This window comes from Pseudoalteromonas sp. S2721, from assembly GCF_005887425.1.
Taxonomy (GTDB): domain Bacteria; phylum Pseudomonadota; class Gammaproteobacteria; order Enterobacterales; family Alteromonadaceae; genus Pseudoalteromonas; species Pseudoalteromonas simplex.
Genome location: NZ_PNCZ01000021.1, coordinates 70,872 through 95,718 on the forward strand (window position 1 = coordinate 70,872; position 24,847 = coordinate 95,718).

Sequence of the window (24,847 nt, forward strand, 5' to 3'; positions counted from 1 at the left end):
TAATTGCGCTAAGTATGACTTAGCGCATCTTCAATTAAGCTTTATTAAATGGATTACGGGTATCTTGATCGGCATCGAGATTACGCATTAAGATTGCGTGATCTAAATCGATATCTTCTGGCAGAGGGATTTTAACAATATGGCCCGAACCTTTTGCATCGCTAATGGCTTCGCCTTTTTTGTTTTCCATAAAATCTAGCTTGAAGTTAATATTCCCTTTTGGCGTCATAAGCTCAAGTGAATGACCAGTACAGAACTTATTCTTCACATCAATTTCAACTAAGCCATTATCGTTGCGGCCTAATACTTCACCCACAAACTGCTGTTTATCTGACACCGAATGACCATACTCATAGTTTTGATAGTCTTGATGTGCGTGGCGCTTTAAAAATCCTTCTGTATAGCCTCGGTGCGCTAAGTTTTCGAGGGTTTTAAATAAGTTTGCGTCAAATGGACGACCAGCAACGGCATCATCAATGGCTTTACGATACACTTGCGCAGTACGTGCAACATAGTAGAAAGACTTAGTGCGGCCTTCAATTTTTAAACTATGCACGCCCATTTTCGTTAGTTGATCAACATATTGAACTGCACGTAAATCTTTTGAGTTCATTATGTAAGTACCATGCTCGTCTTCAAAAGCAGGCATATACTCACCAGGACGGCCCTGCTCTTCAAGCATAAATACTTCGTTACTTGGGGCACCATCTCCTAGAGTTGGGATCACCGCTTTAGGGTCGATTTTATGTACTATTTCGCCGGTTTCATTTTCAGTGCCCGGTTTCACATCGTAGTTCCAACGACATGCATTAGTGCACGTTCCTTGGTTTGGATCGCGTTTATTAATATAACCCGATAACAAACAACGGCCAGAATACGCCATGCAAAGCGCACCGTGAACAAACACTTCAAGTTCTGTATTTGGGCATAGCTCGCGAATTTCAGCGATTTCTTCAAGGGATAATTCGCGCGATAAAATGACTCGCTCAATGCCCTGCTGAGCCCAAAAGTTCACTGTGGCATAGTTTACCGCATTGGCCTGTACAGATAAGTGAATTGGCATATCTGGCCATTTCTCACGCACTAACATGATAAGCCCAGGATCAGACATGATCAGCGCATCTGGCTGCATTTCAATGACTGGCTCAATGTCGCGTAAATACGATTTTACCTTGGCATTGTGAGGAGCAATGTTCGACACCACATACAATTTTTTATTTTGCGCATGCGCTTCGTTAATACCGATTTGCAGGTTATCTAGGTCAAACTCATTATTACGAACACGAAGGCTGTAACGAGGTTGGCCAGCGTAAACAGCATCTGCACCATAGGCAAAGGCATAACGCATATTCTTTAAACTTCCAGCAGGTGATAACAACTCAGGCGTAAAAGGACGAGGGGTCAAAATAGGTGACGACATGAAAGCTCCACACATCGAACCGAGTACAAGTCGGTTGCATGAATTAATACGATAATGAAGCGCGGCAGTATAATAACCTGCCCAGTAATTTTATTGATCTAGATCATGCTTGATAGAAACTCAGCAAACCAGCTGTGAGCCTATAAAAAGAAAAAAGGTGACCAATCCAATGGCCACCTTTTTTGATCAAACTCAATTAACTATCCAGGGTAATTGGTTTGGATTTGTTAATGTTAACAGCCCAAAAAGCTACAACATATATTCTTTAATAATTATGTAGTTATATTATATGCTAAATGTGATTTTTTGATTACAAAAACTACAACAACAGCACTTCTTCAGTTTCAAGCGCAAAGGTTTTGCCGTTTGCAAAACGAATAGCGATATAAAAAATATGACTACTTCCAACTTCAGGAGCTTGGTTTGGTCTAGTTCAATAAATATAGGGGCTGTAATGGGTAATACGCTTGCGAAGTCCTCTACACAGGCATAGTTGCCATCACTGTAATAATCAAAATCATTAACAAACACTTCTGTGATATCAAACACGCTATGTATACTCGTAACCACGCTAAGTTCATTGTGGAAACAAGTACTTAACTGTAAAAGGTGTTCGCATTTTATACTCGTTTTGCTGAACATTTTTAGATTCATGAAAATGCCATCAAATGACTATTTAATTAAATTAGGAATTTTCACGTAAAGCGCGTATAATTCGCGCCCGTTAATATTTAACCTTTTAAATTTAAAATTATTGGAGCATAAAGATGGCTTTAGAGCGTACTTTTTCAATCGTAAAACCTGATGCAGTTGCTAAAAACCACATCGGTGCTATCTACAACCGTTTCGAAACTGCGGGTCTTAAAATCGTTGCAGCTAAAATGGTTCACCTTTCAAAAGAAAAAGCTGAAGGTTTCTACGCTGAGCACAGCGAGCGTCCTTTCTTCGGTGCTTTAGTTGAGTTCATGACATCTGGTCCAGTAATGGTTACTGTTCTTGAAGGTGAGAACGCAGTACTTAAAAACCGTGAAATCATGGGTGCTACTAACCCTGCTGAAGCACTAGCTGGTACTTTACGTGCTGACTACGCAGACAGCATCGACGAAAATGCTGTTCACGGTTCTGACGCTGTTGAATCAGCTGCACGTGAAATCGCATACTTCTTCGCTGACGAAGAAATCTGCCCACGTACTCGTTAATTTCGAGTTCACAGCTAAGTCTGTGATGCAGAAGAAAAAGGGCTTTCGGGCCCTTTTTTAGTCATTAGCTAAGCCCATTGTAAATCTGTTTAGCTAATGACTAAGTCGATTAAATAATGTACAATCGCGCACCCAAACTACTTACCACCGTCACTGATTGAGGTTGTTTCATGACCACTGAAAAAAAGATTAATTTATTAGATTTAAACCGAGATGCAATGCGTGAGCTTTTTGTATCATTCGGTGAAAAGCCATTCCGTGGCGATCAGGTGATGAAATGGATTTATCATTTTGGCGTAGACAATTTTGACGACATGACAAACGTCAACAAAAAGCTGAAAGAAAAGCTAAAAGCTGAATGTGAAATTGTTGCTCCTGAGATCTCAGTTAAACAAGTAGCGACTGATGGCACTATTAAATACGCCCTGATGCTACAAGGTGGCCAAGAAGTAGAAGCTGTTTGGATCCCAGAAAAAGACCGTGCAACTTTATGTGTTTCATCACAGGTAGGTTGTGCCCTTGAATGTACCTTCTGCTCTACGGCTCAACAAGGCTTTAACCGTAACTTAGCGGTGTCTGAGATCATCGGCCAAGTTTGGCGTGTCGCGAAAGATATTGGTTTAGACGGCGACAGTACTAAGCGCCCTGTAACTAACGTTGTAATGATGGGTATGGGTGAGCCATTACTTAACCTTAAAAACGTCGTACCAGCAATGGAACTTATGATGGACGATTGGGGTTTTGGTTTATCAAAACGTCGCGTTACATTAAGTACCTCAGGTGTGGTTCCTGCGCTTGATCTATTAAAAGAGAAGATTGACGTAGCATTAGCTATTTCACTGCATGCGCCAAACAATGAGCTGCGAGATGTACTAGTACCAATTAATAAAAAGTACCCAATTGAAGAGTTTTTAGCCGCATGTCGTCGATATATCGATGGTTCTAAAGCAAACAAAGATGTGACTATCGAGTACGTTATGCTACAAGGTGTGAACGACAGTACCGATCAAGCCCACGAATTGGTTAAAACACTTAAAGGTACACCTTCAAAAGTGAACCTGATCCCGTTTAATCCATTCCCGGGTAATGAATATGGCCGTTCGAGTAACAGCCGTATCGACCGCTTCTCTAAAGTATTACAAGCAGCAGGTATTACCTGTATCGTTCGCCGTACTCGTGGTGATGATATTGATGCAGCTTGTGGTCAATTAGTGGGTGATGTCGTTGACCGTACTAAACGTTTAGCGAAAAAGAAAATGCGCGAAGATAACGCAATTGCGGTAAACATTCACCAAGCATAAGCGTAACTTTTGAAGTTAAGCCTTTGTGGCAAACTCGTTATTTTTAAAATAATAGATGCAACACAAAGGCTTTTCGGTAAGATAGGCATACGGAATCAAAGAAGAGATTAGGTAATGCGTTCTATACTTGCCATTACTGTTAGTGCATTTGCATTAACAGGGTGTGTTACAGAAAACAGCTACGAAGGTAGCGACAGACCCGTTGTTGAAAAACAAGTTAACAATACCGGTGCTGCCCGTACCCGTATCGCCCTTGCGTTACAGTACTTAAAAACAGGCAATAACTCACAAGCAAAATATAATTTAGAACGCGCCGCAGATTTTGCACCTGACCTCCCTGAAGTTCATTACTCTTTAGCTTATTACTATCAACAGGTTGATGAACCAGAACTTGCCGATAAAGCCTATCAGCGCGCATTAAAAATTGCCCCTAATGATCCAAACACCTTAAACAATTATGGTGTATTTTTGTGTGGCATTGGTGAGTATGACCGCGCTGCAGAAGAGCTTCTTAAAGCGATTTCAATTCCTAGCTATATCCGTGTAGCTGAAAGTTACGAAAACTTAGCTTTATGTGCGATTGAATTTGATGACTTCGAAAATGCGGAAAAATACCTAAAATCAGCACTTAATCACAGCTCGCAGCGCCCTTCTTCAATGATAAGCTTAGCTGGTTTGTATTACGCAAAAAGCGATTTACATAAAGCTGAAGATATTATTGAAAAATACGAATCAACAGGCCGCGTAACACCTCGTGCACTTATGCTCAGCTATCTTATCCAGCAACGAATGGGACACATAGAAAAAGCCGAAGCAACTGCAGGTATCATTTTACAAACTTACCCCGGCTCAAACGAAGCTAAAGCCATTTCTTCTGGGCAGGTTAAACGTTCAGAGTTTGAAATATTACGAGAAAAATATCGTCAAGCTCAACTCGAAGAGCTCCAGATTTCAAGCGATAACTCATCGGTTAGCAAAGACCAACCAAAGATCCGAATCGTAAAAAGAAAAGCCCCAACAAAGGCGAATGAAACAGTAATTGTAGATAAGACAGATGTACAAACTTCTAATGCAAAAGAAGTATATGCTACGAATCAGCAAAAGTCAGAAGTGCCTGCAATTAATGAACAAGAAACTGTCGAATCAACCCAATCTGTTGCAAACATGCCAGCCCAAGTTGTTGAGCAAGCAAAGACTCAGCCTGAAGCTTCAGGCTTTAAGACTGAAATAGCATCAACTCCAACTAAGCCTGTCGATACTGAAGCTGTTGTTAATGCGCTTGCGATAAAAACACCAGAACAAAAGAAAAGTATATCAACACCTAAAGCAGCTAACGACGAAGTCACTATTGTTTCTTTTGGGGCTCCCACATCTCCTGAAATTAAGCAACAAACTTCGACTTCTGCAAAAGCTGTCAGCAAAAATGAAAGCACAGTGATATTTTATCAGCCTGAAAAAGATGAAAGTGTCTTTGGCGAAGAATCCAACCATGCAGGCCAAACGAGTCAAACCTCGTACTCAGTGACTTCTGAACAAATACAATTACCCATGCTCAACCCACGTGTACCTGCGCTGAATATCCCCTACCATATTATTGAAAATGGTGAAAACCTATTTAGCATTTCAGTGCGATACAATGTTAAACTACAGAAGATTTTGCTGTGGAATGGCTTAAAAGAATCGGATCGCGTACAAAACGGTACTCGCATCTATTTAAATGATCCGAATATTTATCACGACATTAATGCTGGTGATACTTTGTACGACATTGCCACGCAGCATAGCGTATTAATCGATCAATTAATGCGCTGGAACAAATTGAGCCCAGATGTTGCCCTTAAGCCTGGGCATAGACTTTTATTGGTAGATCCAGACTCATACGCATTATGAATGAAGAAAACAATTTAGAACAACCACAAGAAACGCTCGGCCAGGCGCTAAAAAAACGCCGCGAAGATGCAGGAATGAGCCTTGAGCAGCTTGCTGGTGCATTAAAATTATCAGTTTTACAATTACAACGATTAGAAAACGACGAACATGAGTTACTAGGCCCTGCAACCTTCGTAAAAGGTTATATCAGAAGCTATTGTCGCGAGCTAAAAATAGATAGCCAAGCCATGCTTGAATTGTTACCTGAGCATGTTGAGCCAGCTAAAAAATCTAATATGCAGAGCTTCTCTCGTCGCACCGAAAAAGAAGCAAACGATAGCCGTTTAATGCTGTTCAGTTATTTTATTTTAGCTGTCATTATAGGCTCATCGGTCGTTTGGTGGTGGCAAAATAGTAATCAAAGTATCGAAGAGCCGGTAACAACGACGATGCCAAATCAGCTTGAAAGTAATGAGCTAACCACTAATATGGCAGACGAAGCGCCAGTTGAAGAAACAGTTCAATTGCCTACAGAAGACAAAGAAGTTATTGAGCCACAAGAAACTGTGCCAATAACTAACAACGAAGCAGCAAATCAGGCTGCATCACAAAGCCAATTAACTGCTCAGCCGCAAACCAAAAAAGCTGATCCTGAGCACAGCGAAGTGGTGATGCACTTCAATGAAGATAGCTGGGTAGAAATTCACGATGGCAACGGCGATCGTATTGCTTTTGGTGTTAAGAAAGCAGGTTACGTTATGACAGTAACCGGCCCACAGCCGTTTAGTGTGGTGCTCGGCAAACACCAAATAGTCGATATTACTTTTCAAGGTCAAGCCGTCGATACCTCACATTTTGCCAAAAATCGCTTAGCTAAATTTACTTTACCGTTATCAGAGTAACCGCAATGTTTTCAGAATCTCCTATTAAACGTAGAAAATCGACCCGTATTAACGTAGGTAATGTGCCAATTGGTGATGGTGCACCAATTGCCGTTCAGTCGATGACTAACACCAACACCCTAGATATCGATGCAACGGTTGCACAAATTCAAGCTATTCAAGATGCTGGCGCCGATATTGTGCGTGTGTCTGTACCAACCATGGAAGCAGCTGAAGCATTTAAAAGCATTAAAGAACAAGTCACAATTCCACTAGTAACAGATATTCACTTTGATTACCGTATTGCGTTAAAAGTGGCTCAGTATGGTGCGGATTGTTTGCGTATTAACCCGGGTAACATCGGTAGCGAAGAGCGTATTCGTGCCGTTGTAGACTCAGCCCGTGAGCATAACATCCCTATTCGTATTGGTGTTAATGGCGGTTCATTAGAGCGCGACTTACAAGAAAAATACGGTGAACCAACGCCAGAAGCTTTACTTGAATCAGCTATGCGCCACGTTGAGATCTTACAACGTTTAGACTTTGACCAATTTAAAGTATCCGTAAAAGCGTCAGATGTATTTTTAGCGGTTGGTGCATATCGTTTACTTGCCAAAGAAATCGACCAGCCACTGCATTTAGGTATTACCGAAGCAGGCGGTATGCGCTCAGGTTCTGTTAAATCAGCTGTTGGCTTAGGTATGCTACTTGCCGAAGGTATTGGTGACACATTACGCGTATCACTTGCTGCCGATCCGGTACAAGAGATCAAAGTAGGTTTTGATATTTTAAAATCATTACGCATTCGCTCACGCGGCATTAACTTTATTGCCTGCCCGAGCTGCTCACGCCAAGAGTTTGATGTGGTAAGCACCATGAACCAACTTGAAGAGCGCCTTGAAGACGTAGTTGAGCCTATGTCAGTGTCGGTGATTGGTTGTGTGGTAAATGGCCCTGGTGAAGCGCTGGTTAGTGATATCGGCCTTGCTGGTGCGAACCGTCGCTCTGGCTTATACATCAATGGTGAGCGTCAGAAAGCACGTATCGATAACGATAACATTGTCGACCAACTTGAAGGCTATGTGCGCGACTTTATCGCTAAAAAAGAGAAAGAAACGCCAATCGACATCAAAATCGTTGAATAATTCGCATATACTCGGCAAACCCTTGGGTTTGCCGTTTACCTTTAGAGCCCAAACGGTATAATAGCGGGTCAATTTTTAGTTTTTCTTGAGGCGCGACTTTTTCAGCGCACGTACAGTATTTAGGATTTATCAGTGGCAAAACAAATTCAGGCAGTTCGTGGTATGAACGATTGTCTGCCAGGCGATACGCAAATTTGGCAGAAAGTAGAAGACATTTTACGTGAAACAGTTTCATCGTTTGGTTATCAAGAAATTCGTTTTCCAATTGTTGAATCAACCGACCTATTCAAACGCTCTATCGGTGAAGTAACCGATATCGTCGAAAAAGAAATGTACACCTTTGCAGACCGTAATGGCGATAACTTAACTCTTCGCCCTGAAGGTACCGCAGTGTGCGTGCGTGCAGGTAATCAAAACGGTTTACTGTATAACCAAGAACAACGTTTATGGTATATGGGCCCGATGTTCCGTCACGAGCGTCCACAAAAAGGCCGTTACCGTCAATTCCACCAATTTGGTTTAGAAACATTCGGCATTGCCACTGCTGATATTGATGCAGAAGTTATTTTGCTGACAGCCCAATTATGGAAAGAGTTTGGTATCAATGAACACGTTCGTCTTGAGCTTAACTCATTGGGTTCAAATGAAGCGCGTGCAGACTACCGTGATGCACTTGTTGCTTACTTAGAGCAACACGTCGATGTACTTGATGAAGACTCTAAGCGTCGTATGCACACCAACCCTTTACGTGTGTTAGATAGCAAAAACCCTGATGTACAAGCCATTTTAACTGATGCGCCTAAACTATCTGAGCACTTAGATGCTGAATCAAAAGAACATTTTGAAAATTTATGTGAACGTTTAGACGCTGCTGGCGTCGAATACACGGTAAATGAAAAGCTTGTACGTGGCCTTGACTATTACAACCGCACCGTTTTTGAGTGGGTAACCGATAGCCTAGGCGCACAAGGAACCGTTTGTGCCGGTGGTCGTTACGATGGCCTAGTTGAACAACTTGGCGGTAAAGCAACACCAGCGGTAGGCTTTGCAATGGGTCTTGAGCGTTTAGTGTTATTACTTCAAGCACTAGAAAGTGTAGGTGACATCCGCCGTAGTGCTGATGTATATTTGGCAGCCATGGGCGATAAAGCCAGCATTCAAGCGCCTATCATTGCCGCTCAGTTACGTAAAGATATTGCAGGTCTTCGTGTTATGGTGCACGCAGGCGGTGGCAACTTTAAAAAGCAATTAAAACGCGCAGATAAAAGCGATGCGCTAGTCGCAGTTATTATCGGCGAAGATGAATTAGAACAAGGCGTTGTGACAATTAAGTACTTACGTGAGCGTAAAGAACAAGTCACCTTAAAACTAGAAGAAGCGAAAACGCTACTAGCTGAGCTTATTTAAGCCCAGCTTGCAACAGAGGTAAGCATGGAAATTTATTCAACAGAAGAACAACAAGAAGAAGCGATCAAACGCTTTTTCCGTGAAAATGGTTTAGCACTTGCGATTGGTATTGTTGCTGGTTTAGGTGGTTTATATGGTTGGAAAGCTTATAACCAAAACCAAATCACCACGGCTGAGAAAGCATCTGACTCTTTCACACAACTTGTTGAAAGCGGTGCCGTGCTAGAAAAAGCGGATACGTTTATTAAAGAAAATAACGAGTCAAGCTACAGCACGCTAACAGCATTTGTTGCGGCAAAAGAAGCCGTAGAAAAGAATGACCTTGATGCAGCAAGCGAAAAGCTTAACTGGATCATCACCAACGAGCAAAACCCTGAGCTTAAAGCAACGGCAACAACGCGCCTTGCTCGTGTTCACCTTGCGCAAAAGCAATATGAGCAAGCGCTAACAACGCTAAACGCCCAGCTTCCTGCATCATTTACTGCTGCAGTCGCTGAATTAAAAGGCGATGTTTATGCTGCACAAGGCGACAAAGACCAAGCACGCAGCCAATACCAAGCTGCTGCGGATAATGGCGGCCTTGAAAACAACCCGTTATTACAAATTAAACTTGATGACTTAGCACAAACTAGCCCAGCGGCGTAAGGGGTTAAGATGAAGAAGTTAACAGCGGCAACACTTGCTCTGTGTATCGCAACCCTAACTGGGTGTTCGTCAAGTGATGACGAAGAAGAACTGGTACTGCCTGAAATTGTTAATCAGTTTGAGACAGACGTAGTATGGCAAGAATCAATTGGTGACGGTGTTCAGCATTATTTCTCGCGCTTAACGCCGGCTATTCATAACGATGTTGTGTATGTAGCAAACCGCGAAGGTGAAGTTGAAGCCCTTTCGCTTGAAAATGGCGATACGCTATGGCAAACCGATGTGCGTGAAAACCCTGCCTTTTGGCCTTGGGAAACCACAGAAAGTGCCAAGTTATCGGGTGGTATTTTACAAGCTTACGGCAAAATTTTTGTTGGTTCTGAGCATGGTTACTTAACCGCGCTAGACCGTGAAACAGGTGAAATTGTTTGGCGTAAAACGATGCCTGGCGAAGTACTTGCTAAACCTGCTGCAGGCGACGGCTTAATCTTTGTAAACCTAGGCTCTGGTAAATTATTAGCAGTGCACCCAGATACAGGTGAAGAACGTTGGCGCTTCGAACAAGAAGTACCACCACTGACATTACGTGGTCAAAGTTCACCAACTGTGGCAAACGGCGGTGTATTACTAGGTCTTGAAACAGGTAAACTGAGCGTATTAATTTCAGAAAACGGCTACTCTGCATGGAGTGCTGAAATTGCCTCTCCAAAGGGTGCATCTGAGTTTGAACGTTTAGTTGATGTAGATACACAAGCATTAATTAGCGGCCCATACGCCTATGCAATCGCTTATAATGGTAACTTAGCAGCCGTTGATATTCGTTCTGGTAATGTTGTTTGGAAACGTGAATATAGCAGCTACCGTGATTTATCGATGGATAGCCAGTCTATCTATGTTGTTGATAGCGATGGTGTTATTTACGGTCTAGATAAAACATCAGGTATTGAGCGCTGGAGCCAACCAGCACTGCGCGGCTGGTACTTAACAGGCCCGACTGTGGCTGGTAAATATTTAGCACTAGGTGACCAAGAAGGTAACCTACACTGGTTAGACAAAGAAACGGGCGAGCTTGTATCGCGCGAAGACTTTGACAGCTCAGGTTTCTTTATTGAGCCTGTTGTTGCCGGTGACAAATTAATTTTATACACCCGAGATGGTGAAGTTAGCGCGGTTAAAATTCCAAACTAACTTACTAATAGTAAACGTTATTTTTCTAAGGCTTCGCTTGGCGAAGCCTTTTGTTGTTTTTTTAAGAGGTAGTTTATGCTTCCCGTGATCGCTCTTGTTGGGCGACCCAATGTGGGCAAATCCACATTATTTAACCGTTTAACACGTACTCGTGACGCCCTCGTAGCCGACTTTCCAGGCTTAACACGAGATAGAAAATATGGCCAAGCTGATTACGATGGCTATGAATTTATCGTGGTAGACACGGGTGGTATTGACGGTTCTGAGCAAGGTATCGAAACTGAAATGGCTGAGCAATCGCTTCTGGCAATTGAAGAAGCCGATATCGTGTTATTTTTAGTTGATGCCCGCGCAGGTATGACTGCCGCTGACCAAGCAATTGCGAATCACCTTCGTAAACAACAAAAGAAATGTTTTGTTGTGGCAAACAAAGTCGATGGTATTGATGCAGACTCATATTGTGCTGAGTTCTACCAGTTAAGCTTAGGTGACGTACATCACATTGCAGCGGCTCACGGCCGTGGTATCACGCAGCTACTTGAAACAACTTTACAGCCAGTCATTGCCGAACTTGCAGGCGAAGCTGAAGAGCTTGAAGAAAGTGATGACGAATTAGTTGATCTTTACAGCGAAGATGAAGAAGGCGAAGACAACCAGCAAGCCTTTGCTGATAAGCCAGTAAAGCTTGCTATTATCGGTCGCCCTAACGTTGGTAAGTCAACACTTACAAACCGTATCTTAGGCGAAGAACGTGTGATCGTTTACGATATGCCGGGTACAACCCGTGATTCTATCTATATTCCGATGACACGTAACGACAAAGAGTACATTCTTATTGATACCGCAGGTGTTCGTAAACGTAAGAAAGTAAGCGATGTTGTAGAAAAATTCTCTGTGATCAAAACCCTTAAAGCGATTGAAGATGCTAACGTGGTATTGCTTGTAGTTGATGCGCGCGAAGGTATTTCTGATCAAGATTTAAGCTTACTAGGTTTTGCCTTAAACGCAGGTCGTTCATTGGTTGTGGCTGTTAACAAATGGGACGGCCTAGACGATTACGTTAAAGAACGTATTAAGTCAGAACTTGACCGTCGTTTAGGTTTCATCGATTTCGCACGTTTACACTTTATCTCTGCTTTACACGGCACCGGTGTGGGTCATTTATTTGAATCAGTAGACGAAGCGTACGAATCAGCAACTAAGCGTATTAGCACTGCGATGCTGCGTCGTATCATGGATATGGCACAAGCAGATCACCAACCGCCACTTGTTCGTGGTCGTCGTGTAAAACTTAAATATGCTCACGCAGGTGGCTATAACCCACCACGTATCGTGATCCACGGTAATCAAGTTCATGACTTACCAGATAGCTACAAGCGCTACCTAATGAACTACTACCGTAAAGCATTAGGCATTATGGGTACGCCAATCAAAATTGAATTTAGAGAAGGCGACAACCCATACGCAGGCCGCTCAAACAAGGTGACCTTATCGCAAAAACGTAAAATCCGTGCATTTGCGAAAGAAAACCGCAACAAGTCGTAATTTCTACAGCTAAGCTTTAAGTATTAAAAAAACCTTGTGAGTATGACTTACAAGGTTTTTTTATTGCTGAAACTATGCTTTATTTAATAAACGAATAATAAATAGAGCAGCATAAATGGGCTTTTTAAGTCAGGTTATTTACGTCGATAACGTAGAAGAAGTACTCGACTTTTACTATCAAGCATTTGGTTTAAATACCAACCATATCAGTGACGATGCCGAATACGGTGAACTTGTTACTGGGGCTGTAAAACTTGCTTTTGCGACCCACCCGCATGCGCAAGCATATTTCAAGCAAGGGTATATTCGCGCCCACCCTAAGCAACCAGCTCTTGGTTTTGAGCTAAGATTCAGTTGCCATAATTTAGTCGAAAGTTACGATAAAGCTGTGCTTGCTGGTGCTGAGCCATTATGCCCGCCCACTAAAAAAGACGCCCAGCATTATGCGTATGTTCGCGCTATTGAGGGCACTTTAGTGTGTTTAGTAGAAGATTAGCTTTTTGTAAGGTCCGTTTTTGTTAGGTCAGTATGCAGCTCAAGGGTTAACTCGCGTAATAACTCGATTCGCTCCAAACTCATATTTGAGCGTGCCATTAACTTAGCTGTTAATTCTTCAGCATCAACTTTAAGTTGCATGCCCTGCTCTGTTAACGAAATTACTTTTTTACGCTCATCTTCACTTGATACCTGACGAGTCAATAAACCTTTGCTTTCTAGGCGCTTAACTATCGGTGTTAAGGTGCCTGAATCAAGGTGCGTGTCATGAGAAAGCGCTTTTAAGCTCACTTGGTTATTATACCAAAGCGAATGCATCACAATATATTGCGGATAGGTTAAGTCATAAGCTTCGAGGATTGGTCGAAACGCTCTGATCAACGCATTGGTTGCACTGTATAAAGTGAAACATACATTGTCTGATAAGTTGTTGCTCATGCTGCTACCCTAAACTGAAATACAGCCGTATTATTGCCTTAATTTAGTTTGCGCGCAAATTATTTTCTGACGATCTATTGCCTTTTACCGTAAACTTCATTAAATTGGCCACAAATAGTTTGCGCGCAAACAATTTGTGCGAGCTATAATTATTCGCTCACTAGCCTAGCTAGCTCAAGTATTCGAGGTTTATATGGTTACAAGTCAACAAATTCACTTAGTTTCACGCCCAACGGGCATGCCTACACAGGATAATTTTGCGCAGGTAGACGTATCACTTCCAGATTTGAACGACGGCGAAGTGTTAATTAAAAATACCTGGATGTCAGTTGACCCTTATATGCGCCCACGCATGATTGAACGTAAATCATATATCGCGCCATTTAAGTTAAACGAAGTGATGGAAGCCGGTGCTATCGGCGAAGTGATTGAATCACGCAATGATGACTTTCCTGTAGGAAGCAAAGTAAGCCATATTAGCGGCTGGCGTACCATGCATATTAGCGATGGCAGCGACTTAACGTTACTGCCAAACGTACCATTACCAGACCAACTGTTTTTAAGTACTATGGGCATGACTGGGCTAACTGCATGGGCAGGTTTAACAAAGGTAATTAGCCTAAAAGAAACCGATACCGTGTTTGTTTCAGCTGCATCAGGCGCTGTAGGTAGCGTTGTTTGCCAAATTGCCAAGCTAAAAGGCTGTAAAGTGATTGCTTCGGTTGGCTCTGACGAAAAGGCACAAATGGTTAAAGCGTTAGGTGTTGATGCCGTAATTAACTACAAAACGGTAGCAAACCTAACAGAAGCCCTTGAACAAGCGGCACCACAAGGCATTGATGTGTACTTTGAAAACGTAGGTGGCGATCACCTTGAAGCAGCACTCAATGTAATGAACGATTACGGCCGTATTCCTGTATGTGGCATGATCTCAGGTTACAATAACGACACTGCGCAGCCAGGGCCAAGCAACCTGTTTTATATCAACTCGAAAAAGCTCACCATGCAAGGCTTTATCGTGATTGATTATTTTGATCAGTTCCCTGAGTTTATTGAACAAATGGGCGCGTGGATCGGCGAAGGTAAAGTTAAATCTGAAGAAACGGTTTACCATGGCATTGAAAATGCCGTTGATGCATTTCTTGGTCTGTTCGAAGGTAAAAATAAAGGAAAAATGCTAGTTAAGCTTTAACGCCTAACGTGCAAATAAAGCCTGTATCTTAGTTGGTACAGGCTTCAAATTAAGCAAGTTTAAAAAATACGATTGCCGATACCAGCACCAACCCCACATAGGAAAGAAACAAAATCCCGGCTTGGCGATGTTTTTTTGCATTCGCTCACACAGTTTCGTTCTCCGTGGAATTTAAAAGTGCTAAGCCCTTTTTAGATACGAACACCATAGGTACTTTTAAAAATCGCGGCGCACCTAGTTGTTGCCACAGTTCCGGCTCTATAATTTTAACCGATTGATAGTATTTATACTCAGCTCTCGCAGCATAAAGCATTAACAGCGCCCACACTGAAACCAATATTATTGTTATTAGCATAGGTTACCTGATCAATTTATTTAGTTAGGTTTAAAGTGTATGCCATCAAACAAAATTCACAACCCGCTAATTTACTTACTCTGCCCTGTAAAGCGAACTACCATATTGATTCCTGAGCAAATGACCTTTGCTTAACCCTGCTTCAAATAATGTCATAATTAAACCAACAAAAGGTACAAACCAAATTAAGCAATTCCAGCCTGACTTTCCAATATCGTGCCAGCGTTTGACTTGAGAAGCCATTAGTGGCCATTGAAATAAAATAAATATGCCAATAAATAAAAATATATCAACTACAGCAATTATTTGGATCACAAGATAAAACACATGCACGAACCAAAACTGTTTTCGATTTAGGCGACCATGAAAAGAGAACATCACATCAAAAAACTCTAAATCTCGAGGTTTCGAGAGATAGACAGGTTTGCGAGTGAGCTCAGCTTCAGGTGTTTTATATAAATTATCAGTCATTCAAAATCGATAAATACGCAAGTTCTGCTAGTTTTTCTAAAGGTGACGTTGCATTAGACTCAGGCTTTTTAGCATGAACCGAGTAACGCCTTTTGGGAATTTTAACTTGAATAAAACCATGATTATTGGCCATATCAATACGCAGCATTTCACGCTCTTTTGGCGTTAAATGATTTTCATGGATCTTTTCAAGCTCGCCATGATCAAGCCAAATAGCCGCACAATTTGGACATTCGTCTATTTCAACCACTTTTAGTGGCGTGAAAAAGCGTCGCATCATCACCACGTCAGGGCACTTCGGGCAATTAATTCGCTTTGCTAAATCAACGCATTCTGTTGGCAGAGTTTGTAAATGAGCCACCAGCACTTGCGCTGGTTTTAAACTTGGATCGCTAAAGTGGAATATTTGTCGATTATCAAAAAATACACCACCGCTTTTTGATAAATACACGTTAACATCGCCAATGCTCACTGCTTCAAGTGCTGTTTTAGTACGTGGACAAAACATAGACCTTCCTTGTTTTAAATTTAACTTAGCGCTTTTGTAATTATCGGTTTAAGCGGCTCAGGTAAGCTGATGTTACCAGCTAACACAAATTCATGTGCTTCGTTTGACATTTTTTGCCAGGTTTTACGAATAATACCCAACCATTTTTGCTCATCGTAATCAGGCTTGCTAGTTGCAAAATCAAGCATGTAATGCTCAATAAATACAAGGCTTGCGATGTCTTCAATTAATTGGCTATCAGGGTTTCGCTTTATATTCTTTTTAGCCACGGCTGCGTATACGCGCTCACATTCACCCGTTGAGTAACCAGCGGTTTTCATAAGGGCTGTTACACGCTCGGCATGAAAATCATATAAAGCAGTGCGCCATTGATAATAACCTTGCTTATCCATAGGGAAGTCACTGCGAGGAGAGCGCCAGCGTTCAATATGTTGGCCCCGTGCAGCAATATGCATTAGTTCATCGGCTTGCGGATTAAAACGGTTAAGCATATCGGTCATACGCATTGAATATAAAGATTCTTTAGCTAACGCTTGCCCAGCATGCTTAACACGATTGGGATCTGCAGCATTCGCTGCATCTATGGCTTCTATAACAGTTTGAGACATATAACATTCTCTAGGTGGTTTATAGCCATGATTATAATGAGCAACAACTACTTTAGCTACTTTACTCTAGCAAACAACTCTATTACAAACGAGTAAGGTCCATCGCGATGCTGTGCTTAGGCTTTTCAATCATTCGAAGTAACTCTTTGCCGTTAGAGCTTACAATAAACGTTGGGGTATAACGAAGGTCGTACTGCTTAGCTAAACCATCAGGGTCAAGCTTATCGTAACCAACCGCAATTAATTGGAGTGATCCCAGCTTTACACCCGAACCATCAAGTAACTTTAGTAAACGAGGCACTTCACGCTTAGAGTCATGACACCACGTACCTAAAAATACTAATACTTGTTTACCACTGAGCGTTTTAATCGTGTTTAAATCATCCTCAGATGGTGAATAGTTTTTATACTCTTTAGCAAAAGCAGGATACTGTGCGAGTAAATCCTCAGCGGTAATTTCCCCACTGTACGGCGACGTCGTTGCAAATGTGAATGATGAGAATAATAAGGTAACGAAATAAATAACTTTTTTCATTGTGAGTGCTCTTTGTTCTAATTAACTCACAATAACCAAATTATCGAAAACACTCCAGCATTACAATTGCGAGTTTGCACATACTTACTTTCTATGAGGTGCTTTAGATAAACTCGCAATGCTGTGAATAAGCCATTAAAATACGCTTTTATAATTAACCATGGTGCCATTTATGTCTTTTCCTCCTTGCCCACAATGTAACTCTGAATACGTGTATGAAGATCAAAACAATTTAGTTTGCCCAGAGTGTGCTCACGAGTGGGACCCCAATGCGGTTGATACCGATGATGTGATCAATGTGAAAGATGCTAACGGCACTTTATTGGCTGATGGCGACAAAGTGACCGTTGCTAAAGATTTAAAAATTAAAGGCAGCTCGCAAGTTATTAAAATTGGCACCAAAGCCGTGATCCGCCGTGTGCTAGATAAAAAAGACCACGAATTAGACTGTAAAGTCGATGGCGTTGGTGAAATGATGGTAACCGCTAAGTTTGTTAAAAAAGCTTAAAGAAGTATAGTAAGTAAATCGACTAACCAGATTTACTTACTAACATTAGTAAAGTTACTTCTTTGTCACCACGCCTTCAGGTATGTGTAAAGTACGTTGTGGGAAAGGAATTGTCAGGCCAGCTTTCTCGATTGACTCTTTGACACGTTTGTTTAAATCCCAATAGGTTTGCCAATAGTCTTCATTTTTAGCCCATGCTCTTAGCTGAATATTCACCGAGCTCTCAGCCATGGCTGTCACCATCACTTGCGCCGCCGGTTCACTAAGTAAACGGCTTTCGTTCGCGGCAATATCTTTTAGCACCGCAAAGCCATCATCGATTGAATCGGCATATGAAATACCCACAACAATATCCATTCGGCGTTTGCCATTTCGGGTGAAATTTTTAATATTGTTACCCCACACTATGCCATTAGGTGACGCAATATAAAGACCATCAATCGTTTGAAAAACACTGGTGAATAGGTTTACCTCAGAGACAGTACCTTGCATCGAGCCTATCTCAACAAAGTCACCAACTTTAAATGGCCTTAATATAAGCAACATCATGCCCGCTGCAATATTACTTAAGGTGTCTTTAAGGGCTAAACCTATCGCCAAACCTGCTGCCCCCATTAGGGCAATAAGGCTTGCCGTATTCACGCCAAAGATATCTAAAATAAATACCCCGCCAATAATATACACCACATAGCCTGCCACAGACGACAAAATAGGCAGCAAGGTATTATCAACTTTTTTAAGCGTCGCGTTGGAGTTTTTTATAGCCTTTTTCACTGACTTAGCAAGCACTGCACTGGCAATTAAAATAACAATTGCGAGTATCAATTTATACCCTAGCGCTATGATTGTTTCTGAGTTATTGAGCCAAAATTCATTGAGGGTTTGTTTCATAAAAATCCTTGATTTTTTTTAAATTCGAAATTGCATTTATTGATAAATTGAAAATAAAAGCCATGCGTTATAGGCAATAAAAATCAGTAATAAACCAATACCTTCAGCGCGATTTACCCTGCCAATACCTCGGTGCCCATAAGCAAAAATTAATAAAAAAATTGAAAGAGAGAGCATCGCCAGCCAATCTCGCGATAATAGATCCGGTGAAAGGTTAACAGCTGGCGCTATCATCCCTGCAATACCTGTGACGGCCAAGATATTAAATATGTTTGAGCCAATCACATTACCAATGGCAATGTCGTGTTCACCTTTTCTGGCTGCGGCAATTGAAGCTGCAAGTTCAGGGAGCGAAGTGCCAAGTGCCACAATTGTGAGACCGATAATGAGGTCGCTAATACCCATAATCTCAGCAATACTGACTGCCCCCCATACCAATAGCCTTGAGCTAATAATGAGTACAACAAGCCCAACTACCAGCCAAACAATAGCTGCTTTAAGTGACATTGTTTGCACGTTAAGTTCTTGCTCAACATCTGTTGCTAAGCTGTCATTTTTGCTTTTAAGGCCAGAATAAATACTCCACCCCATAAAACTAAAAAATCCAAGTAACAATACACCTGCATCAAAACGTGATAAGCCACCATCAACAATCAGTAATGCAAATAGCACACTCACCACAAGCAATAATGGGAGTTCTTTTTTAACGATATTAGAGTGAACAGCAATCGGGGCAATCAGCGCTGTTATCCCTAGTATAAGCCCAATATTGACAATGTTTGACCCCAGCGCATTACCTAAAGCAAGCTCTGGGCTGCCATCAGCAGCAGCCATGGCCGATACCAACATCTCAGGAGCTGACGTACCAAACCCAACCACAATCATACCAATGAGTAAACTAGGCATACCTGCATATTTTGCGCTTACAGCTGCACCATCAACAAAGCGATCGGCGCTCCAAATCAGCAATACAAAACCAACTAAAATGGCAAGGATAAATAAGGTCATAGTGCTCTCCAACAGAAGGGTTGCAAAGCAAAATGTGATAAATAAACCGATTTAAGAGGACAGAAATAACCATATAAATGGTCTAGAAATGTAACAAGCACGAGACGGTTCCTTAGGGCGAAGAACTATAAGACACGCATCAAGGTCGCCCATTGAACCCAATACGTGCCTTAGGTCTTGTCAATCCGGCTTGCGGACATGAACGCCACGAACATTGGTTCGGAGACTGTTGACGTTCATCTTAATCTAAGAGACTACTCCCCTAAGGTTAGGTAAAGACTATATAACTAAAAGTCATACAATTAAAGCTCTATTTGTTCCTTTTTTACTTGTTATTTAGAAGCTCAAATGTTCTACAACAATCCTTGTAACTTGACAATCTTCACAGCTCTTCAAGAGTGTAACTTGTATAGTTTGGTTCAAACATCATTGCTATCCTTGCTTTGGGTTATTAATTCTTTGGGTACTCAGTGCTTTAGATATAATGTACCATTTTGCTTTATTTGCAAAAGCCATTGATCAAACAAATTGTTCGCGATACTCAGCTCTTCATCTGAAAGTGTCGGGTATTGTCTTTGCTCAAACCACGCATAACGATTATACACATCGTTATTTTGCGTGATTTCCATAATGAGTCGATTTATAGCGTAGGCTTTTGCTGCACTATGCTCACCAACTTGTTCGCTGTAATACATGCTCGCTAAACTCATCAGCGCTTGTTCACTGCCCTGCTTCGCTGCTTGCTCTAAAAATACGGTTTTACGCTCTTTAAAACCATCACGATTTTTGATGAACTCGGCACGTGACAACTTCTCAGGAAATTGCGACTTCATGTAAAATTCGGGAGTTAGCCCAGCAAACGTTTGCTGGGCAAAGGCAGAGCCCTGTTCTGCTGCCATTGCCAAATTACGGTAAAAAGACCGCCGCGTTGCTAAATCTAACCCTTGGCAATACTCATATTTTTCTAAAACACGGTTTTGCGTATCACCAGCATCGCTAAACTCATAGCTTTCGGCTAATGTTGCCTCAAGCGCCTCAGCATCTAAAGGAGCATTAAAACAATACTTAAGATTTTGTGCGATGAGATAGTTAGCCTCAGCATCACCTTGCTTAGCGCGTTGCTTTAGCTCAGTAAAATGGTCAATAAACACACCATCAAAACGCCATTTCGGTGCATTTTTGATAATAAATTCACGGCTATCATTGGCTTCACTCCCTTGCTCAGCAGATTCATCAGCTAACAAACTCGTATCAGGCTTTGTGGCTGATATGTTTGCTTGTGCCTCAACGTGCTGCGAAGCTGTTGTATCATTTGATGACTCTGAATTGGTTGCAAAGATTGCAGCTTCTCGTGAAGAATATATATAAATAACGAACAACAATACCAAAACCACAATTAAAAATGGCTTTACTCCTTGCCTAACAAAAGCATACCCAGACATAACAACCTACTTATTATTTTTGTTGCTCAGTAAGTTACAAGAAAACAGTGGTGAAAGCGAAACTTAACTGCGGTTTCGCTTTGTTTGCATTAAACAAGCAATAACAATAAAACTAATCCCAACTAATTGCTGCACATTTACCGGGCAATCTAGAATGGTTAACTGAAGAAGGTATGAAAACACCACTGACGTATAAATCAGCGGCGCTAGTTCAGAGCCGGTAGTAACTAGTTTATATGCAGAGCTTCTAAAGTATTGCGTAGCACTACTAAATACCGCTAATAACACTAATAAGCCTAATAATAACCAAGCACTCTCAAACACCAAGCTGCCTGCTGCGAGTTCAGCATTTAGCCATCCAACAAACAGCGGCAGAATGAAAAATAGCGTACTGAATAGTGCTGCAATTAAAAAGCAAAAACCATTGGCAACCAGAACCGGGGTTTTCTCTTTACTAATTTGAAATAAACACAATTGCGAGCAAGCATTAAAAAAGCCAGCCGCCAGACCAATTAATAGCTCCCAACGTAACGTAATCCCTTGGTCGGTCATACTTTGAATGATCAGCCCTATCATCATTAACAACAAAGTCGGCACGACAAACAAGTCGATTTCTCGCTTATACACGACACTTTCAAGCAGTGGGATAAACAAAGGCCCGGTGCTAAATAACACAACCGCCTCAATTAACGTAAGTTTGTAAAGCGCTAAAATAAAAAACCCTTGGCACAAGGTGATAAAAACAGCGCGTAGCATCACATTTTTTAATGCAGAAAAACTAACATAATGCCAAAACCGTGCTCGCGCTGTTGCTAACATTAAACAACCAGGTAAGAGCAACCTTAAGAATAACAGTAAAATAATTGGCAGCATGGGGGTTAACAGCTGGGTAACCAGTCCATTCAGTGCTAGAGTGAGGGTAGATAGCAGCATTAACGCACTAGAGCGGTGACTAATATTCATTTACATTGTTTATAAAGCGAGTAGATGACACTCACGATACGCTCTGCTGAAATTATAAAAAAGCGAATAAAACCGCATTAATATGTAAGAAAAACTAACATATGAAACACAATATCCCGCTCAAATCCTTATACAGTTTCATTGCTGTTGCAGAGACTGGCAGCATGGTTAAAGCCGCAGATTCAATTCACGTTAGTCACTCGGCTATCAGCCAAGCTATCAAGTCTCTTGAGCAACAGCTTGAGGTAAAACTTTTCGATAGGGTTGGCAGACAAGTGTATTTAAATGATGCTGGGAAACTTTATTATCAGCGCGTTTCGCCCGCCGTTCAGGCCATCATTTCAGCAAGCGAAGAGGTTAAAAATAAAGACAAAGATCATCATTCAATTTCACTCAACATGGTGAATTCTTTGGCATTACATTGGTGGATACCACGAGTTGATAAGCTACAAAATTGTTATGCTGAGTTAGATATTCGCTTATCAAACTTTGTAGGTGATGTTGATCTCGAAAGACGCAATATCGATATGGCTATTTTTCAAGGCGATCCGCAAAATTGGCAAAAGTACCACTGTGAGAAATTAGCAGATGATGAACTTGTTTTAGTTTGCAGCCCGTCATTATTAAAGTCAGAAACTACAAACAACATCAATGAACTATTAAACCGCTTTCCCGCCATTCAAGTGCTTAATGCACGCAGAAACAATAACTGGCAGATTTGGGCAGAGCATAACCACATTGCCTGCCCTAAAACACAAAAAAACCGCTCTTTTGAAACCACAGCTCAAGCATTGCAAGCTGTAACGAGAGAACTTGGCCTACTGGTTACCCATAAGCAATTTGTTCTAGAAAAGCTCGAATATGGCGAATTAGTGCAGCTAGGCAATGCAGTAATACATCCGCAGCAGTCATTTTTCTATGCCTGCAAAGCTGACAAGTTAAAACATACCAGCATTCAACAATTGATTGCATGGCTAAAAAATGAATTTTTAGCAAGTTAGCAAAATTGTAGCGACGATTTTATATCGCGTAGAATTGATTGCTTTACATTGAATCATTTATATAGCACCAGCAATAAAGACCAATTCAAAACTATTTTATTTAGAGCTAGTTATATGCCAAACGTGATTAGCTTAACTTATCTTTATACTCACACATGCCTTTTAACGCATGGTCGATTAAGGTTTTTATGTTCGTCAGCTCAGTGATCTTGGCGTCTATTTCTTTACTTTTTTCAATCAATTTGGCGGCCATAGCTTGCTGAGTTAAGTTGTTTTTGCCAAGTAGCTGTGTGAGATCTTTAATCTCTTTTAAAGTGAAGCCTAGGTTTTTAGCCATTGTGATCATGTTGAGCTGCTCAACTGTTTTTTCACTATAAATACGATAGCCATTCACATCTCTTGAAGGTGGCGGGATCAACTGCTCTTTTTCATAAAAACGAATGGTGTCTTTTGTGAGGCCGGTTAATTGCGTGACTTGCTTGGTTTTCATAAAAATACGCTTGACTGTAGAGTAAGCTCCACAGTTTATGCTCAACGCATTCTTCTATCAATACTAATAAAAAAATGAATACATCGATTAGTGTTAAAACAGCCGATAACGTCACTTTAAATGGCACTCATTTTGCGGCCAACAACCCTAAAGCAACGGTGCTATTAAACCCAGGTACAGCAACAAAAACCACCTACTATTTACCGTTTGCGGAGTTCTTAGTCAGCCAAGGTTTCGATGTGGTTGTTTGGAATTACCGTGGCTTTTGCGAATCGAAAACAAGCCAGTTAAAAGGCTGTATTTATCAATATTCAGACATTGGCCGCTTTGATATGCCTGCCATGATTGATAAAGCTAAAAGCATCAATCCTTCTCTGCCACTTTATTGCGTTGGTCATAGTGCTGGCGGTCAGCAAATAGGTTTAGCTGCCAATTACCAAAAGCTTGATGCCCTTGTCGCGGTTGCAGTTTCTGCCGGATACTTTGGTTATATGCCAACCGGTTACCGTATTAAAGCTAACTTCTTCTTTCGTTTATTTTCGCCGATTACGGGGGCATTATTTAAATACGTGCCTGCTAAAAAAATGAATTTTATGGAAGACTTACCCGTTGGCTTTACGCGTGAATGGTCAGCGTGGTGTAGAGAAAAGCAGTTGTTTTTCTCGAATAAATTTTACGGTAAATCGATTGCCGAAGGTACCTATAAAAACTTTGATATTCCTACCTATGTCTTTACCGCTGACGATGATGAAATCTGTACCGAGCAAAACGTGCATAACTTTTGGCGCAATGTAACCAGCAAACACCCAATTGCTTTTAAGCGTTATCAATCTGCACAATTACCCGCTAAAAAAGTAGGCCACTTTGGCTATTTCAGAAAACATAATCAAGCAATTTGGCATGACATATTAACCGCGTTAAATGAGACTCATAATGCAAAACAAAGCAGTGCTATTTAAACAACACGCTCGTTTACTCTTTATTGTACTCGCGAACTTTCTCGCCAGTATTTTGCATTATGTGCACAATATTATGTATTTTGAGCACTATCCTGAACCTGATTGGCTTGCAGCAAACGCGGTCGACTACTTTTGGTTTCTCATGACTTTTGTTGGCTTATATGCGCTGCTCTGTTTAGCTAAGCAACGCATTAAACACGCCATGTGGCTGCTCTATCTTTATGCTGCGATGAACATGTTATCGGTACTGCATTATGCGGTTGATAGCGATAACGTTATGACAACCGCAATGCATGTATTAATTTGGCTAGAAACCGTTGTTGCTATTTGGCTCATTGTTTTCGTTGCAAAAAACCGTTTAGCAACAACCAACTAGCGGTCAC

The 24,847-nt window shown here is 41.4% G+C and carries 26 protein-coding genes; 15 read left to right on the forward strand and 11 right to left on the reverse strand.

Annotation, left to right across the window (positions count from 1 at the left end):
• Positions 1-34 precede the first annotated feature (34 nt).
• Positions 35-1,420, reverse strand: coding sequence for a prephenate-dependent tRNA uridine(34) hydroxylase TrhP (gene trhP, locus CWC02_RS09450; protein WP_138617881.1), 1,386 nt, complete (start codon positions 1,418-1,420; stop codon positions 35-37).
• Between the two features lie 767 nt (positions 1,421-2,187).
• On the opposite strand from trhP, the gene ndk reads away from it, so the two are divergent.
• The 10 genes from ndk to CWC02_RS09500 all read left to right on the forward strand — a co-directional run bounded on the left by ndk (position 2,188) and on the right by CWC02_RS09500 (position 13,096).
• Positions 2,188-2,619, forward strand: a complete 432-nt coding sequence (gene ndk / locus CWC02_RS09455) for a nucleoside-diphosphate kinase (RefSeq protein ID WP_036972405.1) — start codon at positions 2,188-2,190, stop codon at positions 2,617-2,619.
• 170 nt (positions 2,620-2,789) lie between these two features.
• The gene (rlmN, locus tag CWC02_RS09460) at positions 2,790-3,920 is read left to right on the forward strand and encodes a dual-specificity RNA methyltransferase RlmN (protein ID WP_054553528.1); all 1,131 of its coding nucleotides are present in this window, start codon (positions 2,790-2,792) and stop codon (positions 3,918-3,920) included.
• 114 nt (positions 3,921-4,034) lie between these two features.
• Entirely contained in the window at positions 4,035-5,810 is a 1,776-nt protein-coding gene (pilW, locus tag CWC02_RS09465) for a type IV pilus biogenesis/stability protein PilW (protein ID WP_138617883.1), read from the forward strand.
• The gene (locus tag CWC02_RS09470; RefSeq protein WP_138617885.1) at positions 5,807-6,691 is read left to right on the forward strand and encodes a RodZ domain-containing protein; all 885 of its coding nucleotides are present in this window, start codon (positions 5,807-5,809) and stop codon (positions 6,689-6,691) included. The genes pilW and CWC02_RS09470 overlap by 4 nt, the downstream gene beginning before the upstream one ends.
• 5 nt (positions 6,692-6,696) lie before the next feature.
• On the forward strand, positions 6,697-7,815 hold the full coding sequence (gene ispG, locus CWC02_RS09475) for a flavodoxin-dependent (E)-4-hydroxy-3-methylbut-2-enyl-diphosphate synthase (protein ID WP_054553525.1): 1,119 nt from the start codon (positions 6,697-6,699) through the stop codon (positions 7,813-7,815).
• A 132-nt stretch (positions 7,816-7,947) separates the two neighbouring features.
• Positions 7,948-9,222 (forward strand): histidine--tRNA ligase, encoded by a 1,275-nt coding sequence (gene hisS, locus CWC02_RS09480; protein WP_138617887.1) that lies wholly within the window; start codon positions 7,948-7,950, stop codon positions 9,220-9,222.
• Between the two features lie 24 nt (positions 9,223-9,246).
• A complete protein-coding gene (locus tag CWC02_RS09485; protein ID WP_054553523.1) occupies positions 9,247-9,867 on the forward strand; it encodes a YfgM family protein in 621 nt (206 codons plus the stop codon).
• Between the two features lie 9 nt (positions 9,868-9,876).
• A complete protein-coding gene (gene bamB / locus CWC02_RS09490) occupies positions 9,877-11,055 on the forward strand; it encodes an outer membrane protein assembly factor BamB (protein ID WP_138601964.1) in 1,179 nt (392 codons plus the stop codon).
• Positions 11,056-11,130: 75 nt separating this feature from the next.
• Positions 11,131-12,600 carry a ribosome biogenesis GTPase Der gene (gene der, locus CWC02_RS09495; RefSeq protein WP_138617889.1) on the forward strand — a complete coding sequence of 490 codons (1,470 nt, stop codon included), beginning with the start codon at positions 11,131-11,133 and terminating at the stop codon, positions 12,598-12,600.
• A gap of 115 nt (positions 12,601-12,715) precedes the next feature.
• Entirely contained in the window at positions 12,716-13,096 is a 381-nt protein-coding gene (locus tag CWC02_RS09500; RefSeq protein ID WP_138617891.1) for a VOC family protein, read from the forward strand.
• Here CWC02_RS09500 and CWC02_RS09505 read toward each other — a convergent pair.
• The gene (locus CWC02_RS09505) at positions 13,093-13,533 is read right to left on the reverse strand and encodes a MarR family winged helix-turn-helix transcriptional regulator (RefSeq protein WP_062565867.1); all 441 of its coding nucleotides are present in this window, start codon (positions 13,531-13,533) and stop codon (positions 13,093-13,095) included. The two genes, CWC02_RS09500 and CWC02_RS09505, sit on opposite strands and share 4 nt — an antisense overlap.
• 193 nt (positions 13,534-13,726) lie before the next feature.
• Here CWC02_RS09505 and CWC02_RS09510 point away from each other — a divergent pair, with 193 nt between their 5' ends.
• Positions 13,727-14,725, forward strand: coding sequence for an NADP-dependent oxidoreductase (locus CWC02_RS09510; protein WP_138617893.1), 999 nt, complete (start codon positions 13,727-13,729; stop codon positions 14,723-14,725).
• A 430-nt stretch (positions 14,726-15,155) separates the two neighbouring features.
• Here the strand turns inward: CWC02_RS09510 and CWC02_RS09515 are convergent, their stop codons facing one another.
• The 4 genes from CWC02_RS09515 to CWC02_RS09530 all read right to left on the reverse strand — a co-directional run bounded on the left by CWC02_RS09515 (position 15,156) and on the right by CWC02_RS09530 (position 17,202).
• On the reverse strand, positions 15,156-15,551 hold the full coding sequence (locus tag CWC02_RS09515) for a DUF805 domain-containing protein (RefSeq protein ID WP_138617894.1): 396 nt from the start codon (positions 15,549-15,551) through the stop codon (positions 15,156-15,158).
• Positions 15,544-16,059 carry a TFIIB-type zinc ribbon-containing protein gene (locus CWC02_RS09520; RefSeq protein ID WP_054553516.1) on the reverse strand — a complete coding sequence of 172 codons (516 nt, stop codon included), beginning with the start codon at positions 16,057-16,059 and terminating at the stop codon, positions 15,544-15,546. Before CWC02_RS09520 ends, CWC02_RS09515 begins: the two co-directional genes overlap by 8 nt.
• 20 nt (positions 16,060-16,079) lie before the next feature.
• On the reverse strand, positions 16,080-16,667 hold the full coding sequence (locus CWC02_RS09525; RefSeq protein ID WP_138617896.1) for a DUF4202 domain-containing protein: 588 nt from the start codon (positions 16,665-16,667) through the stop codon (positions 16,080-16,082).
• A gap of 82 nt (positions 16,668-16,749) precedes the next feature.
• On the reverse strand, positions 16,750-17,202 hold the full coding sequence (locus tag CWC02_RS09530; protein ID WP_138617898.1) for a TlpA family protein disulfide reductase: 453 nt from the start codon (positions 17,200-17,202) through the stop codon (positions 16,750-16,752).
• Between the two features lie 172 nt (positions 17,203-17,374).
• On the opposite strand from CWC02_RS09530, the gene CWC02_RS09535 reads away from it, so the two are divergent.
• The gene (locus CWC02_RS09535; protein ID WP_054553514.1) at positions 17,375-17,710 is read left to right on the forward strand and encodes a zinc ribbon domain-containing protein YjdM; all 336 of its coding nucleotides are present in this window, start codon (positions 17,375-17,377) and stop codon (positions 17,708-17,710) included.
• Between the two features lie 54 nt (positions 17,711-17,764).
• Here the strand turns inward: CWC02_RS09535 and CWC02_RS09540 are convergent, their stop codons facing one another.
• From CWC02_RS09540 to CWC02_RS09555, 4 genes are all read right to left on the reverse strand, one after another.
• Entirely contained in the window at positions 17,765-18,601 is an 837-nt protein-coding gene (locus CWC02_RS09540; RefSeq protein ID WP_054553513.1) for a mechanosensitive ion channel family protein, read from the reverse strand.
• A gap of 36 nt (positions 18,602-18,637) precedes the next feature.
• The gene (locus CWC02_RS09545) at positions 18,638-19,609 is read right to left on the reverse strand and encodes a calcium/sodium antiporter (protein ID WP_138617900.1); all 972 of its coding nucleotides are present in this window, start codon (positions 19,607-19,609) and stop codon (positions 18,638-18,640) included.
• Positions 19,610-20,076: 467 nt separating this feature from the next.
• Entirely contained in the window at positions 20,077-21,051 is a 975-nt protein-coding gene (locus CWC02_RS09550; RefSeq protein ID WP_138617902.1) for a hypothetical protein, read from the reverse strand.
• 63 nt (positions 21,052-21,114) lie between these two features.
• Positions 21,115-22,014 carry an EamA family transporter gene (locus tag CWC02_RS09555; protein WP_138617904.1) on the reverse strand — a complete coding sequence of 300 codons (900 nt, stop codon included), beginning with the start codon at positions 22,012-22,014 and terminating at the stop codon, positions 21,115-21,117.
• Positions 22,015-22,115: 101 nt separating this feature from the next.
• On the opposite strand from CWC02_RS09555, the gene CWC02_RS09560 reads away from it, so the two are divergent.
• Complete coding sequence (locus tag CWC02_RS09560; RefSeq protein WP_138617906.1) at positions 22,116-23,015, forward strand: LysR family transcriptional regulator; 900 nt, start codon at positions 22,116-22,118, stop codon at positions 23,013-23,015.
• A gap of 127 nt (positions 23,016-23,142) precedes the next feature.
• On the opposite strand, the gene CWC02_RS09565 is transcribed toward CWC02_RS09560, so the two are convergent.
• Entirely contained in the window at positions 23,143-23,505 is a 363-nt protein-coding gene (locus CWC02_RS09565) for a MerR family transcriptional regulator (protein WP_054553508.1), read from the reverse strand.
• Positions 23,506-23,579: 74 nt separating this feature from the next.
• Between CWC02_RS09565 and CWC02_RS09570 the strand changes: the two genes are divergently transcribed.
• Together CWC02_RS09570 and CWC02_RS09575 are read left to right on the forward strand one after the other, a co-directional pair.
• The gene (locus CWC02_RS09570; RefSeq protein WP_054553507.1) at positions 23,580-24,464 is read left to right on the forward strand and encodes an alpha/beta hydrolase family protein; all 885 of its coding nucleotides are present in this window, start codon (positions 23,580-23,582) and stop codon (positions 24,462-24,464) included.
• The gene (locus tag CWC02_RS09575) at positions 24,439-24,840 is read left to right on the forward strand and encodes a hypothetical protein (RefSeq protein ID WP_138617908.1); all 402 of its coding nucleotides are present in this window, start codon (positions 24,439-24,441) and stop codon (positions 24,838-24,840) included. The genes CWC02_RS09570 and CWC02_RS09575 overlap by 26 nt, the downstream gene beginning before the upstream one ends.
• Positions 24,841-24,847 lie beyond the last annotated feature (7 nt).

Bases quoted from the DNA above. Each gene is read 5' to 3' on its own strand.
- bamB (WP_138601964.1), top strand. From the start codon at position 9,877: ATGAAGAAGTTAACAGCGGCAACACTTGCTCTGTGTATCGCAACCCTA.
- trhP (WP_138617881.1), bottom strand. From the start codon at position 1,420: ATGTCGTCACCTATTTTGACCCCTCGTCCTTTTACGCCTGAGTTGTTA.
- CWC02_RS09530 (WP_138617898.1), bottom strand. From the start codon at position 17,202: ATGAAAAAAGTTATTTATTTCGTTACCTTATTATTCTCATCATTCACA.
- CWC02_RS09485 (WP_054553523.1), top strand. From the start codon at position 9,247: ATGGAAATTTATTCAACAGAAGAACAACAAGAAGAAGCGATCAAACGC.
- ndk (WP_036972405.1), top strand. From the start codon at position 2,188: ATGGCTTTAGAGCGTACTTTTTCAATCGTAAAACCTGATGCAGTTGCT.
- pilW (WP_138617883.1), top strand. From the start codon at position 4,035: ATGCGTTCTATACTTGCCATTACTGTTAGTGCATTTGCATTAACAGGG.
- CWC02_RS09570 (WP_054553507.1), top strand. From the start codon at position 23,580: ATGAATACATCGATTAGTGTTAAAACAGCCGATAACGTCACTTTAAAT.
- CWC02_RS09545 (WP_138617900.1), bottom strand. From the start codon at position 19,609: ATGACCTTATTTATCCTTGCCATTTTAGTTGGTTTTGTATTGCTGATT.
- CWC02_RS09575 (WP_138617908.1), top strand. From the start codon at position 24,439: ATGCAAAACAAAGCAGTGCTATTTAAACAACACGCTCGTTTACTCTTT.
- CWC02_RS09500 (WP_138617891.1), top strand. From the start codon at position 12,716: ATGGGCTTTTTAAGTCAGGTTATTTACGTCGATAACGTAGAAGAAGTA.
- CWC02_RS09540 (WP_054553513.1), bottom strand. From the start codon at position 18,601: ATGAAACAAACCCTCAATGAATTTTGGCTCAATAACTCAGAAACAATC.
- ispG (WP_054553525.1), top strand. From the start codon at position 6,697: ATGTTTTCAGAATCTCCTATTAAACGTAGAAAATCGACCCGTATTAAC.
- CWC02_RS09535 (WP_054553514.1), top strand. From the start codon at position 17,375: ATGTCTTTTCCTCCTTGCCCACAATGTAACTCTGAATACGTGTATGAA.
- CWC02_RS09520 (WP_054553516.1), bottom strand. From the start codon at position 16,059: ATGTTTTGTCCACGTACTAAAACAGCACTTGAAGCAGTGAGCATTGGC.
- CWC02_RS09510 (WP_138617893.1), top strand. From the start codon at position 13,727: ATGGTTACAAGTCAACAAATTCACTTAGTTTCACGCCCAACGGGCATG.
- rlmN (WP_054553528.1), top strand. From the start codon at position 2,790: ATGACCACTGAAAAAAAGATTAATTTATTAGATTTAAACCGAGATGCA.
- CWC02_RS09470 (WP_138617885.1), top strand. From the start codon at position 5,807: ATGAATGAAGAAAACAATTTAGAACAACCACAAGAAACGCTCGGCCAG.
- CWC02_RS09555 (WP_138617904.1), bottom strand. From the start codon at position 22,014: ATGAATATTAGTCACCGCTCTAGTGCGTTAATGCTGCTATCTACCCTC.
- CWC02_RS09550 (WP_138617902.1), bottom strand. From the start codon at position 21,051: ATGTCTGGGTATGCTTTTGTTAGGCAAGGAGTAAAGCCATTTTTAATT.
- CWC02_RS09525 (WP_138617896.1), bottom strand. From the start codon at position 16,667: ATGTCTCAAACTGTTATAGAAGCCATAGATGCAGCGAATGCTGCAGAT.
- CWC02_RS09515 (WP_138617894.1), bottom strand. From the start codon at position 15,551: ATGACTGATAATTTATATAAAACACCTGAAGCTGAGCTCACTCGCAAA.
- CWC02_RS09565 (WP_054553508.1), bottom strand. From the start codon at position 23,505: ATGAAAACCAAGCAAGTCACGCAATTAACCGGCCTCACAAAAGACACC.
- CWC02_RS09560 (WP_138617906.1), top strand. From the start codon at position 22,116: ATGAAACACAATATCCCGCTCAAATCCTTATACAGTTTCATTGCTGTT.
- CWC02_RS09505 (WP_062565867.1), bottom strand. From the start codon at position 13,533: ATGAGCAACAACTTATCAGACAATGTATGTTTCACTTTATACAGTGCA.
- der (WP_138617889.1), top strand. From the start codon at position 11,131: ATGCTTCCCGTGATCGCTCTTGTTGGGCGACCCAATGTGGGCAAATCC.